The 13,589-nt window shown below is 68.1% G+C and carries 17 protein-coding genes; 10 read left to right on the top strand and 7 right to left on the bottom strand.

Annotation, left to right across the window (positions count from 1 at the left end; all coding sequences use genetic code 11):
* Positions 1–107 precede the first annotated feature (107 nt).
* Positions 108–338 (bottom strand): hypothetical protein, encoded by a 231-nt coding sequence (locus KDW55_RS20670; RefSeq protein ID WP_249174018.1) that lies wholly within the window; start codon positions 336–338, stop codon positions 108–110.
* Positions 339–572: 234 nt separating this feature from the next.
* Between KDW55_RS20670 and KDW55_RS20665 the strand changes: the two genes are divergently transcribed.
* The gene (locus tag KDW55_RS20665) at positions 573–785 is read left to right on the top strand and encodes a hypothetical protein (protein WP_040139516.1); all 213 of its coding nucleotides are present in this window, start codon (positions 573–575) and stop codon (positions 783–785) included.
* Positions 786–831: 46 nt separating this feature from the next.
* Here KDW55_RS20665 and KDW55_RS20660 read toward each other — a convergent pair whose 3' ends face one another.
* From KDW55_RS20660 to KDW55_RS20645, 4 genes are all read right to left on the bottom strand, one after another.
* Positions 832–1,134 carry a hypothetical protein gene (locus KDW55_RS20660; RefSeq protein WP_040139517.1) on the bottom strand — a complete coding sequence of 101 codons (303 nt, stop codon included), beginning with the start codon at positions 1,132–1,134 and terminating at the stop codon, positions 832–834.
* An 86-nt stretch (positions 1,135–1,220) separates the two neighbouring features.
* Positions 1,221–1,640, bottom strand: a complete 420-nt coding sequence (locus KDW55_RS20655; RefSeq protein WP_069242795.1) for an NUDIX hydrolase — start codon at positions 1,638–1,640, stop codon at positions 1,221–1,223.
* Positions 1,641–1,747: 107 nt separating this feature from the next.
* A complete protein-coding gene (locus tag KDW55_RS20650) occupies positions 1,748–3,130 on the bottom strand; it encodes a nucleobase:cation symporter-2 family protein (RefSeq protein ID WP_212160972.1) in 1,383 nt (460 codons plus the stop codon).
* Positions 3,131–3,268: 138 nt separating this feature from the next.
* Positions 3,269–4,219: a LysR family transcriptional regulator gene (locus KDW55_RS20645; RefSeq protein ID WP_069242796.1), complete on the bottom strand. Its 951-nt coding sequence runs from the start codon at positions 4,217–4,219 to the stop codon at positions 3,269–3,271.
* A 133-nt stretch (positions 4,220–4,352) separates the two neighbouring features.
* Here KDW55_RS20645 and KDW55_RS20640 point away from each other — a divergent pair, with 133 nt between their 5' ends.
* The 4 genes from KDW55_RS20640 to KDW55_RS20625 all read left to right on the top strand — a co-directional run bounded on the left by KDW55_RS20640 (position 4,353) and on the right by KDW55_RS20625 (position 7,427).
* Positions 4,353–5,069 carry an SDR family NAD(P)-dependent oxidoreductase gene (locus KDW55_RS20640; RefSeq protein WP_212160973.1) on the top strand — a complete coding sequence of 239 codons (717 nt, stop codon included), beginning with the start codon at positions 4,353–4,355 and terminating at the stop codon, positions 5,067–5,069.
* Between the two features lie 267 nt (positions 5,070–5,336).
* Entirely contained in the window at positions 5,337–5,672 is a 336-nt protein-coding gene (locus tag KDW55_RS20635) for a putative quinol monooxygenase (protein ID WP_040141051.1), read from the top strand.
* The gene (locus KDW55_RS20630) at positions 5,669–6,826 is read left to right on the top strand and encodes an iron-containing alcohol dehydrogenase (RefSeq protein WP_069242798.1); all 1,158 of its coding nucleotides are present in this window, start codon (positions 5,669–5,671) and stop codon (positions 6,824–6,826) included. The genes KDW55_RS20635 and KDW55_RS20630 overlap by 4 nt, the downstream gene beginning before the upstream one ends.
* Before the next feature lie 10 nt (positions 6,827–6,836).
* Positions 6,837–7,427, top strand: a complete 591-nt coding sequence (locus tag KDW55_RS20625) for a putative glycolipid-binding domain-containing protein (RefSeq protein ID WP_040139523.1) — start codon at positions 6,837–6,839, stop codon at positions 7,425–7,427.
* 24 nt (positions 7,428–7,451) lie between these two features.
* Here KDW55_RS20625 and KDW55_RS20620 read toward each other — a convergent pair whose 3' ends face one another.
* Together KDW55_RS20620 and KDW55_RS20615 are read right to left on the bottom strand one after the other, a co-directional pair.
* On the bottom strand, positions 7,452–8,444 hold the full coding sequence (locus KDW55_RS20620; protein ID WP_059546566.1) for a sulfonate ABC transporter substrate-binding protein: 993 nt from the start codon (positions 8,442–8,444) through the stop codon (positions 7,452–7,454).
* A 205-nt stretch (positions 8,445–8,649) separates the two neighbouring features.
* Positions 8,650–9,057 carry a DUF427 domain-containing protein gene (locus tag KDW55_RS20615; RefSeq protein WP_069243501.1) on the bottom strand — a complete coding sequence of 136 codons (408 nt, stop codon included), beginning with the start codon at positions 9,055–9,057 and terminating at the stop codon, positions 8,650–8,652.
* An 882-nt stretch (positions 9,058–9,939) separates the two neighbouring features.
* On the opposite strand from KDW55_RS20615, the gene KDW55_RS20610 reads away from it, so the two are divergent.
* The 5 genes from KDW55_RS20610 to KDW55_RS20590 all read left to right on the top strand — a co-directional run bounded on the left by KDW55_RS20610 (position 9,940) and on the right by KDW55_RS20590 (position 13,572).
* Positions 9,940–10,119, top strand: a complete 180-nt coding sequence (locus KDW55_RS20610; RefSeq protein WP_040139526.1) for a Flp family type IVb pilin — start codon at positions 9,940–9,942, stop codon at positions 10,117–10,119.
* 87 nt (positions 10,120–10,206) lie between these two features.
* Complete coding sequence (locus tag KDW55_RS20605) at positions 10,207–10,686, top strand: A24 family peptidase (RefSeq protein WP_212160975.1); 480 nt, start codon at positions 10,207–10,209, stop codon at positions 10,684–10,686.
* 19 nt (positions 10,687–10,705) lie between these two features.
* Positions 10,706–11,728 carry a Flp pilus assembly protein CpaB gene (gene cpaB, locus KDW55_RS20600; RefSeq protein WP_212160976.1) on the top strand — a complete coding sequence of 341 codons (1,023 nt, stop codon included), beginning with the start codon at positions 10,706–10,708 and terminating at the stop codon, positions 11,726–11,728.
* Positions 11,729–11,791: 63 nt separating this feature from the next.
* Entirely contained in the window at positions 11,792–13,174 is a 1,383-nt protein-coding gene (locus KDW55_RS20595) for a type II and III secretion system protein family protein (protein ID WP_040139529.1), read from the top strand.
* A gap of 14 nt (positions 13,175–13,188) precedes the next feature.
* Positions 13,189–13,572 carry a CpaD family pilus assembly lipoprotein gene (locus tag KDW55_RS20590; RefSeq protein ID WP_040139530.1) on the top strand — a complete coding sequence of 128 codons (384 nt, stop codon included), beginning with the start codon at positions 13,189–13,191 and terminating at the stop codon, positions 13,570–13,572.
* Positions 13,573–13,589: the final 17 nt, after the last annotated feature.

Below are 13,589 nucleotides of genomic sequence, written 5' to 3'. Positions count from 1 at the left end.
CAACCTGGAAGCTGCATCACCGTCGGCCGGTAGCGAATCGGGTCCGTCATGCGTCGTGGCCGGATGGCCGACGATGGAAGGCCCGCATCACGCGGGCCCTCGGTCAATCAGCAATTGCCTTTCTTTGCCTGCCCGGGCGGGCAGAACCCGTTCCCCGGCCCGCCTTGCGGTGCGACGACGACCGGCGGGCCCGCAACATAGGCGACGCACCCGCCGAGCGCGCCGACCACGCTCGCCGCGGCGAGCAATGCGATACCCCCTTTCTTGCCGCCTTGTTCGGCGTACACAGTCCCGCCGGCTTCGATCGGCGCGACGTAGCCGGAGATCGCGCCGCTCACGACGGCCGCGCCGCGGCGGCGCCGCTCGATTGCGGCGCGCGGCGATCGAATCTGCGCGATGACCGTGCCGCTTTTATGACGCGGCCGAGTACGCCCGATCACGACCTGCAAAAACTTGATCGGTAAAAGCACCAAATTCGCGCGAATTGTTTCGTCGCTATAGTCCAAACGTGAACGATAGCGACGGCGTAATGCGCCGCCACCGTTCAGGCAATGACTGTAGACGGATGCTGTATGAAAAACACAATCGAAAAGACCACCGTACCGGTATGGGGTGTGGCGGCCGGCGTACTGCTGGCTGCCGCTGGACTGAGTCTCGGCATGTTCCCGAAGGCGCTGCACAGTGCGGGAACCGCAAACGAATTCATGGCATCCGGCATCGCGATGCTGGGCATCTTCCTCGCCGTCTATTCGGCGCACGAACTGCGACGCAAACGCGTGTACTGAGCGCGCGCACCGCCGATCCGCAGTCCGCCGCAGTCCGGCCGACGCGTCATGAATGCGTTCGCCCGTCCGGCGGCCCCGCATCGATCAACAGATCGTCGACGATGATTTCGCCAGCCGCGCGGCCGGCGCGCAACGCGTGGAGCGTGTCGTCGAACAGGCGGCCGCCGTCGTCCGCGAGGCGGACCGGCGTGAGCAGGCGCGGCGCGCTGCCGGCCGTGCGTACCTGCACGACCGCGACGAACCCGAAGCGCAGCGCGTCGGGTGGCGGCGCGTGGTCGCGCGGCGGGGCGAGCCGGAATTCGCAGCGGACATCGATCGTGTATCCGCGGTAGGTGTACGCACTGTTCATCTGCAGCTCGCTCGAAAGGGAACGCGACGACGGACCGTGGGCGCATGATATCGGCTCATGCGGGCCGTTGGGGGTGGGGCGTCTACCTACTTGAGGACTTCATGCTCGTACACGAGCTCGACGATGCGTTTCGTCGGGATGCTCGCGCGCAGTTTCTCGACGCTGTCGATTCGAAACCACTTGCACTTGTCGATCTCGTTGCTTGCCTGCGGCGTGTGATCGGGGCCGACTTCGGCGAAGAACACGTGATGAACTTTCGCAAGCCCGGTGAAATGCATCGAGTAGACGAGGGCCTGGCCGGTGATGCCGGTTTCCTCTTCCAGTTCGCGGTGTGCGGCGTCGAGCGGCGTTTCGCTGCGCTTGATCGTGCCGCCCGGCAGCGCCCAGCGCGACGATGCGCGCGCGACCAGCAGCACCTGTTCGTCGCGAAAGCAGACGACGGTCGCCCGTTCCTTGATCGAAACGGTGCCGGTTTCCAGCGTCTTGGGCGAAAGGATTTGAGGCATGAACCGATTCTAGCGAGTGTCGGGCGCCCGGCCAAGCCGATCTGTCGGGGCCAGAGCCGGGCATCGCGGTGCGTCGATCGCGCGACGTCGTCGCGCAACGCCCGCGATTAATTCTGTTCCGGCAGGAACCAGTTCATCACCAGCGCGCAGATGCCGCCCGTTGCGACGCCCGATTCGAGCACGTTCTTCAGCGCATGCGGCAGGCTGTTCAGGATGTCCGGCACCTGCGACACGCCGAGACCCAGCGCGAGCGACACCGCAATGATCAGCAGCGCGCGGCGGTCGAGGTGGATGCCCGACAGGATGTTGATGCCGGATGCGGCCACAGCGCCGAACATCACCATCGCCGCGCCGCCGAGCACCGGCTCCGGCACGGCCTGCAGCGCGCCCGCGACGACCGGGAACAGCCCGAGCACGACGAGCATGCCGGCGATCCAGATGCCGACGTAGCGGCTCGCGACGCCGGTGATCTGGATCACGCCGTTGTTCTGCGCGAACACGGAGCTCGGGAACGTGTTGAACACGCCGGCCAGCAGCGAGTTCGCGCCGTTCACGAGCACGCCGCCCTTGATCCGCCGCATCCACACCGGCCCTTCGACCGGCTCCTTCGAGATCTTGCTGGTGGCGGTGACGTCGCCGATCGCTTCGAGCGACGTGACGAGGTAGATGATCAGCATCGGCACGAACAGCGACCACGAGAAGCCGATCCCGAAGTGCAGCGGCGTCGGAATCTGGAACAGCGCGGCCTGATGCATGCCGGTAAAGTCGAGGCGGCCGAGCATCGCGGCCGCCGCATACCCGATCGCCAGCGCGATCACGAGCGCCGTGCTGCGCACCCACACGATCGGCACGCGATTCAGCAGGATGATCGTGCCGAGCACGAGGCAAGACAGCGTCAGGTTCTGCGCGCTCGCGAACGTGCCGTTCGCCATCGCGCCGAAGCCGCCGCCCATGCTGACGAGGCCGACCTTGATCAGCGTGAGGCCGATCAGCAGCACCACGATCCCGGTGACGAGCGGCGTGATCAGGCGCTTCACGAACGGCAGGATGCGCGATACGCCCATCTCGACGAACGAACCGGCGATCACGACGCCGAAGATCGCCGCCATCACCGTTTCGACCGGCGTGCCTTGCTTGACCATCAGGCTGCCGCCGGCGATCAGCGGGCCGACGAAGTTGAAGCTCGTGCCCTGGACGATCAGCAGGCCGGCGCCGAGCGGGCCGAAGCGCTTGCATTGCACGAAGGTCGCGATGCCGGAAATCACCAGCGACATCGACACGATCAGGGTCGTATCGCGGCTCGACACGCCGAGCGCCTGGCAGATCAGCAGACCCGGCGTGACGATCGGCACGATGATCGCCAGCAGGTGCTGGAGCGCGGCGACGAAGGCCACCATCGGCGCGGGCCGGTCGTTCGGGCCGTAGACGAGGTCGTGCGACGGATCGGTGTCGGCTTGGGACACGGATCGGGCAGGGGAAGCGGGTTGCATGGCGAGCGGGCCGGACAAGGTGGAAAGTGCGGCATTTTAGCCGAAGGGCCCGCTGGCGCCCGCGCCGGCTGCAAACGCCGGGATTCGGGATAACGGTGCCCGATCAGGATGGCCGGGCGTGCGCGCCGTGCCCGCTCGTCAGCGCGGGCGGGCCTCCGGATATGCGCGCTTGCACACGTCGATCACGGCATCGCGCAGCCGGCGATGCGCCGCGTCGCCGTGCATGCGCGGATGCCATAGCGCGGACACGAGGATCTCCGGCAACGGGATGGGTATCTCGAAGCTGCGCAGGCCCAGCGCGTCCGCGACGCCGGGCGTGAACGCGTTGCCGAGGCTCGAGCGCGGCACGAGCGCAATGAGGTCCGTGCCCGCTGCGACGCGCATCGCATCGGGATAGCCCGGCACGACGACGTGCACCGCGTGCGATGGCGCGAGCGGGCCAGCCGGATCGTCCGCCGGCCCGCCGAAATCGCCGAGCTGTGCCGCGATCACGTGGCGGCAGCCCGCATAGCGGGCGCGCGTGACCTTGCCCGTGCCGCTGCCCGACGAGAACAGCGGATGCCCGGCGCGCGCCACCGCGACGTGCCGGTCGTGAAACAGCTCGCGCGTGTGCAGCTCCGGCGCGTCGTCGCCGCGCTTGCCGATTTCCAGGTCGACCGTGCCGTCGCGCAGCGGCGCGGGGTCGCGGTCGGGCTTGGCGACGAAACGCACGCGCACGCCGGGGGCGATGTCGCCGATTGCGGCGACCACCGGGGCGGCGAGCATGTCCATGAACGACGCCCCGGCGCGGATCGTGAACGTCGACGACAGCGTCGCCATGTCGATGCCGGCGGTTGCGGGTCGCAGCACCGCGCGTGCATCGGCTGCGACCGCATGCACGCGATCGCGCAAGGCCGCCGCATGCGGCGTCGGGACGAGCCGGCGTCCCGCCCGCACGAGCAGTTGATCGCCGGTGGCGGCGCGCAGCCGGGCGAGCGTGCGGCTCATTGCCGACGTGCTCAGTCCGAGCCGGCGCGCCGCAGCGGTCACGCTGGCTTCGGTCAGCAGCGCGTCGAGCGCGGTGACGAGGTTCAGGTCGATGTCGTCCATCCGGACAGCATAAGGCATCGCACGATGTGACAGGGCGTCCGATGCAACTATCGATTGACTGTCATGCGTCTGGTGCATCTGACGACGCATTCCTATAGTGGCTGGATCACGGACTTCGGCAAAGGCAGACATCATGCAATCGACTGTATCCGACACGGGCGCGCGATCCATCCTGCTCGTCGCGGCGTCGCGCGGGCTCGGGCTCGCGATGGCCGAGCAATTCCTGAACAAGGGCTGGCACGTGACAGGCACGGTTCGCGCGGGATCGGGCCGCACGAAGCTGCACGAGCTGGCCGAGCGGGCCGACGGACGGCTCGACATCGATACGCTGGATATCTGCGAACCCGTGCAATTGTCCGCGTTGCGTGCACGTTTGGCGGGCCGGCGCTTCGACATGCTGTTCGTGAATGCGGGCACGACCAACGATCCGAACCAGACGATCGGCGAAGTCGCGACCGACGAATTCGTGCGCGTGATGATTACCAATGCGCTCGCGCCGATGCGCACGATCGAGGTGCTGCACGATCTCGTGCCCGACGACGGGCTGATCGGCGCGATGTCATCGGGGCAAGGCAGCGTCGCGAACAACGTGACCGGGATGCGCGAGGTCTACCGCGGCAGCAAGGCCGCGCTGAACCAGTTCATGCGCAGCTTCGCCGCGCGTCAGGCCGCGACGCGGCGCGCGCTGGTGCTGATGGCGCCTGGCTGGGTCCGCACGGAACTCGGCGGCCCCGATGCGCGATTGACGATCGACGAAAGCGTGCCGAGCCTCGTGAACGTGCTGATCGACAAGCAGCGGCGCGCGGGGCTCGAATACCTCGACTACCTTGGACGCACGGTGCCCTGGTAAGCGTCGCGGCGAGACCGCGTGACGCCGGAGCCGGCGCCGCACCGGCGTCCGCTCGGCTTCGACGGGAATCCGTCGCGCGGAGCGTCGCCTTCGCATGCGTGACGGCGCGCTGCGTGCGCTGCGCCGATTCAATACAATGCGACGTCGAGGCGTCCGCGCGGTATCGCGCATCCGGCCGCCATGTGCGATGAGCGGAATCGACCAGCGACCGCGCATCTTGGAATGACGGTTCGCCGCAGCGAGCCGCCGGCGAATATGGAGTGCAGCATGAACGAGCCTTATCTGCAGGTCATCGCGCATTTCTTTGCGAAACCCGGCAACGGCGACCGCGTGGTGGAACTGCTCGCGGAACTCGCGACGGCCACGCGCGCGGAGCCGAAGAACATCGATTACGCGTACTTCCGGTCGCCGGTCGAGCCCGATCACATCGTGATCCTCGAGCGCTACCGCAGCGCGGACGGCCTCGACGTGCATCGGGAAACGCCGCATTTCCAGCGGATCGGCGTCGGCGCGATCATTCCGTTGCTCGATCGCCGCGACGTGACGTGCTACATGGTGCAGCCGGACACCGGCACGGCGACGCCACCGGGAGGCGCCCGATGAACCCGTTTCAGTTCCGTACCGTTCCGACGCAGATCGTCGAATTCGGCGCCGCGCGCCGGCTCGGCGCGCTGTTGCGCGAGCGCTTTCCGGCGCTCGCGCGGATGTGCGTCGTCACCGATGCGTTCCTGCATCGCAGCGGCGTGCTCGCGCCCGCGCTCGCGAGCCTGGCGGACCACGGCTGGCACGTGACCGTGATCGACGACGTGATCGCCGATCCGCCCGAGCACGTCGTGCTCGAAGCGACCGCGCGGGCGGTGGCGGCCGATGCGGAGATCGTGCTCGGGCTCGGCGGCGGTTCGTCGATGGACGTCGCGAAGCTGATCGCGGTGCTTGCGCCGGGCCGGCAGCCGCTCGCGGACATGTACGGCGTCGACAAGGTGACGACGTCGCGGCTGCCGCTCGTGCAGATGCCGACCACGGCCGGCACCGGCTCCGAAGTGACGGCCGTGGCGATCGTCACGGTCGGCGAAGCGCGCAAGATGGGCGTCGTGTCGCCGCACCTGTTCGCGGACGTTGCGATCCTCGACGCCGAGCTGACGCTCGGCTTGCCGCGTGCGGCCACGGCCGCGACGGGTATCGACGCGATGGTGCACGCGATCGAGGCCTATACGTCGTCGCGGCTGAAGAATCCGGTGTCCGACATGCTGGCCGTGCACGCATTGACGCTGCTGTCGCGCAATCTGCTGAAAGCCTGCGACGACGGCAACGATCGGCACGCGCGCGAAGCGATGCTGGTCGGCGCGATGTTCGCGGGTCAGGCGTTCGCGAACGCACCGGTCGCGGCCGTGCATGCGCTCGCTTATCCGGTCGGCGGCATTTTCCACGTGCCGCACGGGCTGTCTAATGCGCTCGTGCTGCCGCACGTGCTGCGCTTCAACGCGCCGGCGGCCGCATCGCTGTATGCGGAGCTCGCGGCGGTCGTCGCGCCGGCCGCGACGGGCAGCGACGAAGCGCGCACCCGCGCACTGATCGACGAGATCGATCGGCTGATCGTCGCGACGGGCATTCCGCGCACGTTGCGTGAAGTCGGGATCGGCGAGGGCGACCTGCCGAGGATGGCGTCGGATGCGATGCTGCAGACGCGTCTGCTCGTGAACAATCCGCGCGACGTGACCGAAGCCGACGCATTGGCGATCTATCGCAGCGCGTGGTGACACGGCCGACATGACCGAATCCCAAACGGACGATGCCGCGCGCACGCGCTGCGTCGCGTGGCAGATCGTGCAGACGTGGCAGGGTGCCGAATGGTGCCGGCTCGCCGAAACGCGCGCGGGCATCGACCTGTCGGGCTCGGTCGCGGGCGCGATCGGCGGCACGCCGTTTCGCGTCGACTATGCGATTGCGTGCGGTGCGGACTGGTTGACGCGCTCGGTGCGCGTCACGCACTGGCGCGACGCGCAACCGCCGCGCGAGTTCCAATTCGAATGCGAAGCGGGGCGCTGGACGATCGACGGCGCCGATGCGCCGGCACTGGCGGGCGCGACCGACATCGATCTCGGCTTCAGCCCGTCGACCAACACGCTGCCGATCCGGCGTCTCGGGCTCGCGGTCGGTGCGTCGGCAGTCATTCATACCGCGTGGCTGCGCTTTCCGGCGTTCGACCTCGTGCGCGGCGAGCAGCGCTATACACGCACGGCCGAACGTGTCTATCGCTACGAGAGCGGCACGTATGCGGCCGATATCGCGGTCGACGATGCAGGGCTCGTGATCGACTACGACGAATGGCGGCGGATCGGCGCGGCGCCCGCGCCGTGATCCGCCGCGCCGCGCGGCGGCGCGTCAGCGCGCGTTGGCGACCGTCACCTTGCCGGGAATCAGCTTCAACGTGCTGAACGCATCGGCGATGTTCTGCTGATACGCGAGCGTCGCATCGGTGATCGGCTGCACGCCGTAACCGGTGCGTTTGAGCGCGACTTCAAGCGTCGGTGCATCGAGGCCGACGAGCGGCGACAACTGTGCGGCGACGTCCGGGACATGGTCGCGTCCCCAGCGGTCGACCGCATCGACTTCGTCTAGCAACGCGCGCAGCACCGGCCGCTGGGCGGCCGCATATTGCCGGGAAGCGAGGTAGTACTGCGTGTTGCGCACGAGTCCTTCGCCGTCCGCGATCACGCGTGCTCCGAGTTGTCGTTCGGCGGCCGCGAGATAGGGATCCCAGATCACCCACGCGTCGACGCTGCGCTGCACGAACGCGGCGCGCGCGTCGGCAGGCGTCAGGTAGATCGGCTGGATGTCCGTGTACGCGAGGCCCGCGTGTTCGAGCGCCTTCACGAGCAGGTAGTGGACGTTCGAACCCTTGTTCAGCGCGACCTTCTTGCCGCGCAGTTGCGCGACGGAGCGGATCGGCGAATCGGGCAGCACGACGATCGCTTCGCCGTGCGGCGCCGGCGGCTCGTTGCCGATATAGACGAAGTCGACGCCGGCGGCCTGCGCGAAAATCGGCGGCGTCTCGCCGACCGTGCCGACGTCGATCGCGCCCGCGTTCAACCCCTCGAGCAGCTGCGGACCAGCCGGGAATTCCAGCCATTGCACCGTTACGCCCTGGCTTGCGAGCCGTTTCTCGAGCGTGCCGCGCGCCTTGAGCACGACGAAGTTGCCGTATTTCTGGAAACCGATCCGCAGTCGCTTGTCGCTGCCTTGCGCGTGCGCAGCCAACTCCGCGAGCGGGCCGAGCGCGAGCCCCGCAGCGGTGGCGGCCGCGCCGTGCAGCCAGCGGCGGCGGCGCGGGTTCGCCGGGGGCGTTTCAAGTCGGGCGTGCGGTGTGTCGTTCATCGAGGCGTCCTGCTGGCGGGTTCACGGGTCGCGCGTGCATCGTGCGACCGGCACGCGCTGCGGCCGGTTCCGGGGAACGCATGCGGCCGGCGCGTGCCGGATCCGAGACGATAGGGCAGCACGCGCCGGCGGCCAACCAATGAATCCGCATATGCAAATCAGCGGCCGGACGCTACGGGAACGGCAACGCGGCAGGACGGCGTGCTCACTCGCTGACGAGCGGGCTCTCGTCGATCGAATCGACGCGGTCCGGATAGAACGCGAGGTGCCCGCGAATCGACTCGACGGCCGAATGCGGATGCTCGTACGTCCACACCGCGTTGGTCGCGCGTTCGCCGCCGGCAGGAATCGAGTAGTACGCGCAATCGCCCTTGTACGGGCAGTACGTCGCGTGGCCGGTACGCTGGAGCAGCGACATGTCGGCGTCTTCGCGCGGCACGTACAGCACGGCCGGGTAGCTGGCCTCGCGCAGCACAAGTGCATGCCGCGTGTCGGCGACGATCTTGCCCGCCACCTTCACGACGACGCGCGACGAGTGCGGTTCGATCAGGATCGGATGATCGGGGCCCGGCGACTTCACCGGACGAGAGGGTGTATCGGGATTGATCGACATCATGGATTCTCCGTGAACGAGCCGCGCCCTCGCGCGTGCGGGATGCCGGCGTTGACCAACCGATACGATGCGCCAATTTCGCGGAAGCTGCAGAGGACCGGAGAGAAGTCTGCGGAAGCGAGTGAACGACGCGTGTGCGGGCGTACCGGCGCGCCGCGCCGCGCGGCAAGCGCGACATGTTGCGCGTTGGTGACCAACCGTTCGTGAAAGAAGACTCAACCGCGCTTATCGCTGCATTTCGGGTTGGTAAATCGCCAGCGATACCGTTGCGAAATGACGAAAACTGCGCGGAGTGCGCATCGCACATGCCGATCGGGATGTGCAATATTTTCCCTCGACGTGCGGAGGAAAGAGAAAACGATACCGATAAATGGAGTGGGTGTTCCCTTTTCTGAACGGGTTGCGGAGGGCCCGAAGAGGTGGTCGAAAACGCCATGAAAATCATGGTGTTGCAGGTTTCTCCCGGATGCTCGCGCCGGCGTTTTCATTCTTACGCCGCACTTCGACGAACGGCCGCCGCTGCTTTGAAAAAAACAATAAGCAACGCACATGAATTTCGTTGTCGCAGGCGCTGCACGGTAAATACATTCCGACGCCAAATAATTTGAAATAGCCGAAAAAATTGTCTATACCCTAGACGAATCGGCGCGATGCGCAGTGTGCCGATGCGGTGTCGTAACAAGCGCGCGAGCGAACCGGCAGAGGCCGCGGCCGATCGTCGCGCGTTGCAGCGATCGAATGGATTCCGGGGTATGTGGACGGCTCGATGTCGGGGCCGCCGCATGAGTCATGAATGGGCGAAACGCAGTGCACGCCACCCGAAGCAACGCCGCGTCTTTACATTCAACGGTCGATCACCGACCCCGTCACACGGAGGTTGTCATGCTGCAATACGTCAAGTCCCTGCTGCGCGATGAACGCGGCGTCAGCTCGCTCGAATATGCGGTTCTCGCCGGCATCATCGTCGTGGCGCTTGCGGCGGTCGGCACGTACCTCAGCGGAACGACGGGCCTGCAGAGCATATTCACGTCGTTGATCAACAAGGTCGCAGGGCTGATCTGATCTCCTGAACCCGCGCGCCGCCGGCCAACACACGGATTCGCAGCGCTAAGACGTGTCGGGACGGGGGCGCCGACGAAAGGCTCTCCGATGCTCTATCTCGTACAGTCGGCGGCGACGGTCGTGCTGGCGTCGCTCGCGATGCAGGACGTTCGCGCGCGGCGGTTGCCCAATCGTACGGTGCTTGCGTTCGCGATGCTGTACGTCGCCGCGGCGGCGCTGGCGCGCGACGGCCTCGCACACGTCGCCGGCCATGTTGCGACCGCAACGGTGATGCTGGCCGTGTTCGGCGTCCTGCATCGCGCGGGCTGGATCGGCGGCGGCGACGTGAAGCTGGCGGCGGCCGTGTTCCTGTGGGCCGGCCCGGCGCTCGCGTTTCCGGTGTTGACGATCGTCGGCGCGAGCGGTGCGGCGTGCGGCGTCGTTGCGCTGGCGATCGTCGCGCATCGTCACGGCGGCGCGCCAACCCGCACGCTCGCGACGCGCGGCGTGCCGTACGGCGTCGCGCTCGCGATGGGCGGCGCGCTGGCCGTGTGGGCGCCATTTCCCCGCGTCGTTTCGCTTACCTAGCCGGGGGACGCGCACCGCCATGCCCAAACCGCTGAGAATGGCCGTGCTGATCGTCGCCGCCGCCATCGGCGCGTTCATCCTGCGCCAGGTTTATGTCGCCGCGTCGACGCCGTCGGCAGCTGGCACGGCCAGCGACGTCAACGTGCGAGTCGCGGCGGCCGACCTCCCGGAAGGGCTGCTGCTGCGCGACAACGATCTCGCATGGAAGCGCATGCCGCGCGCGCAGGCGCCGGCCGGTGCGTTCCTCGAATCCCAGCCGGGCGCGGACCTGAAGGGGGCGCTGCTGCGCAACGGCGTCGCCGCGGGTGCGCCGATTCGCGCGGAAAACGTGATTCCGGCTGGCGCGCCGGACTTTCTCGCTGCCGCGCTGCAACCGGGCATGCGCGCGATCTCGGTGCCGGTCGACGACGTGTCGGGCAACGCGGGGCTGATCCAGCCCGGCGACTTCGTCGACGTCGTGCTCACGCAGCAGATCGGCGGATCCGCGACGACACCCGGTACGTTCGAAGCGGAGACGGTCGTGCGCCGCGCGCGCGTGCTCGCGGTCGGCTCGGAATTTCAGCGTGCGAAGGCGCCCGCGAGCGCAGCCGACGCGCCCGTGCGCGCGCGCACAGTCACGCTCGAGGTCGCGCCTCGCACCGCGCAGGTCGTGCTGGTCGCCACGCGCCTCGGTTCGCTGTCGCTCGCGCTGCGCAGCTTCGCCACGCGCGAGCGCCGCGAGGCCGCAGGCGGCGACGAACAGGAGCCCGATACGCCACCGGTGTGGGCCGGCGACGTGTCGCGCGCATTTCGCGACGCGACGCGTTCGCCGGCCGCGAGAACGGACACGGGCCCGCGGGCGGTGCCGCAGGGCAACACGGTTGTGATCTATCGCGGCTCATCGGTTGACGACGGCTCGCGCGGTGGCGGCGGCATCGGTACGCCCGGCATTCCGCCGCTGCCGTCCGGCTGGCCGGGCACGCCGGTTGCGCAGGGTGCGCCCGCCGCCGGCAACGTCGCCGGCACGACGGCGCAAGTGCCGGGCGCGGTGGTGCCGCAGTGACGAGATGACGCAGTGTCGATTCGGGACGGGCCGTTCGGCGGCCGGTATTTGACGGGAACACGCATGGTGCGCACGGTTCGTTGGATCGCTTTCTGGTGGCTGGCCTGTGTCGTCGCGCCGGGCGCCGCGCTCGCGCAGCGCGCGCACGCGCCGGACGCCGGCGCGGCATTGACGATCGCGACCGGCAAGGGCGAGATGCTGTCGCTGCCGGAACCGGCGACCGCGATGTTCGTCGCGGACCCGAGCATCGCGGACATCCAGGTGCCGTCGCCGCGCACCGTGTTCGTGATCGGCAAGAAGGCCGGCACGACCACGCTGATCGCGCTCGGCGCGAGCCATCGGCCAATCCTGCGCCGGACGGTGATCGTGCAGGTCGACACCGCATCGCTGCAGGCGGTGCTCGACAGCCGTTTTCCGCAATTGAAGCTGTCGGTGTCGGGCGCTCCGGGCTCGCTGATGGTATCCGGCAAGGTGCCGGGCGCAGCCGACGCGGACGCCGTGATGCAGTCGCTCGCGCCGTACGTGAACGACAAGGAAAAGATCGTCAACCGGCTCACGCTGTCGCGGCCGATCCAGGTGAACCTGCGTGTGCGCGTGACCGAGGTGAGCCGCAACATCACGCAACAGCTCGGCATCAACTGGAGCTCGCTCGGCGCGGCCGGCAATTTCGTCGGCGGGCTGTTCGGCGGGCGCACGCTGTTCGATCCGACGACGAAACTGTTCAACCTGTCGCCGACCGGCGCGTATTCGGTGCTCGGCGGCTTCCGCGCGGGGCGCTGGTCGATCGACTTCGTGCTCGACGCGCTCGATCAGGAAGGGCTGATCACGATGCTCGCGGAGCCGAATCTCACCGCGATGTCCGGCCAGACCGCGAGCTTCCTCGCGGGCGGCGAGATTCCGATTCCGGTCGCGCAGGCCGGCAACACGACCGGCGCGATCACCGTGGAGTTCAAGCCGTTCGGCGTGTCGCTGGATTTCACGCCGACCGTGCTCGCCGACAACCGGATCAGCCTGAAGGTGCGCCCGGAGGTGAGCGAGGTCGACCCGAACAACAGCGTGACGACCGGCGGCGTGACGGTGCCGGGCCTGTCCGTGCGCCGCGTCGAAACCACGGTCGAGCTGTCGAGCGGGCAGAGCTTTGCGATCGGCGGGCTGCTGCAGAGCCAGACGGCCAATACCGTGTCGCAGATCCCGGGGCTCGGCCGGCTGCCGATCATCGGCCGGCTGTTTTCGTCGAAGAACTTCCAGGACAACAAGACCGAGGTGGTCGTGATCGTCACGCCGTACATCGTGCAGCCGACCGGCCCCGGGCAGCTCGAGCAGGCGCTCGACACCGTCGCGCGGCCGAGCAGCGATCTCGAGTTCGCGATCCAGCGCAATCTCGGGCTCGACCTGTTGTCGGGCGACACGCCGCGTCTCGTCGGCGCGGCGGGCTTCGTGTACTGAACGGAGGAGCGCGCATGCGAGTTCGGACGTTGTTCACCGCGCCTTTGCCGTTGGCGCTCGCGGCGTGCCTGTCGGCGCCGCCGCCGGTCAACCTGCCCGATGCACGTGCGATCGGATTTGACGGCGTGCGCGCGGTGCCGCCCGATTGCGCGAAGCTGATGCAGCCGTCGCATCTCGTCGATGCGGGATTCGGGCGGCCCGGCGTGCCGTTCGGCTGCGCGACCTACACGAATCTCGCGGCGATGCTCGCGCGCCCGGAAGACCTCGTCGCCCCCGTGCCGTACGGCGGTGCCGACGCGCAGGTCGCGGCCGACGCGGTGCGCCGCTACGTCGAGGATCGTGTGAAGCAGGCTGCGCCGGCCAAGGCGCTGACGACGACCGGCGCGCCCGGCCATTGACCCACCCGATGCGATTG

The sequence above is a fragment of the Burkholderia sp. AU19243 genome, assembly GCF_018148075.1.
Taxonomy (GTDB): Bacteria; Pseudomonadota; Gammaproteobacteria; order Burkholderiales; family Burkholderiaceae; genus Burkholderia; species Burkholderia latens_A.
The sequence above is the reverse complement of the archived record's forward strand: the minus strand, read 5'-3'. Positions and strand labels throughout refer to the sequence as shown.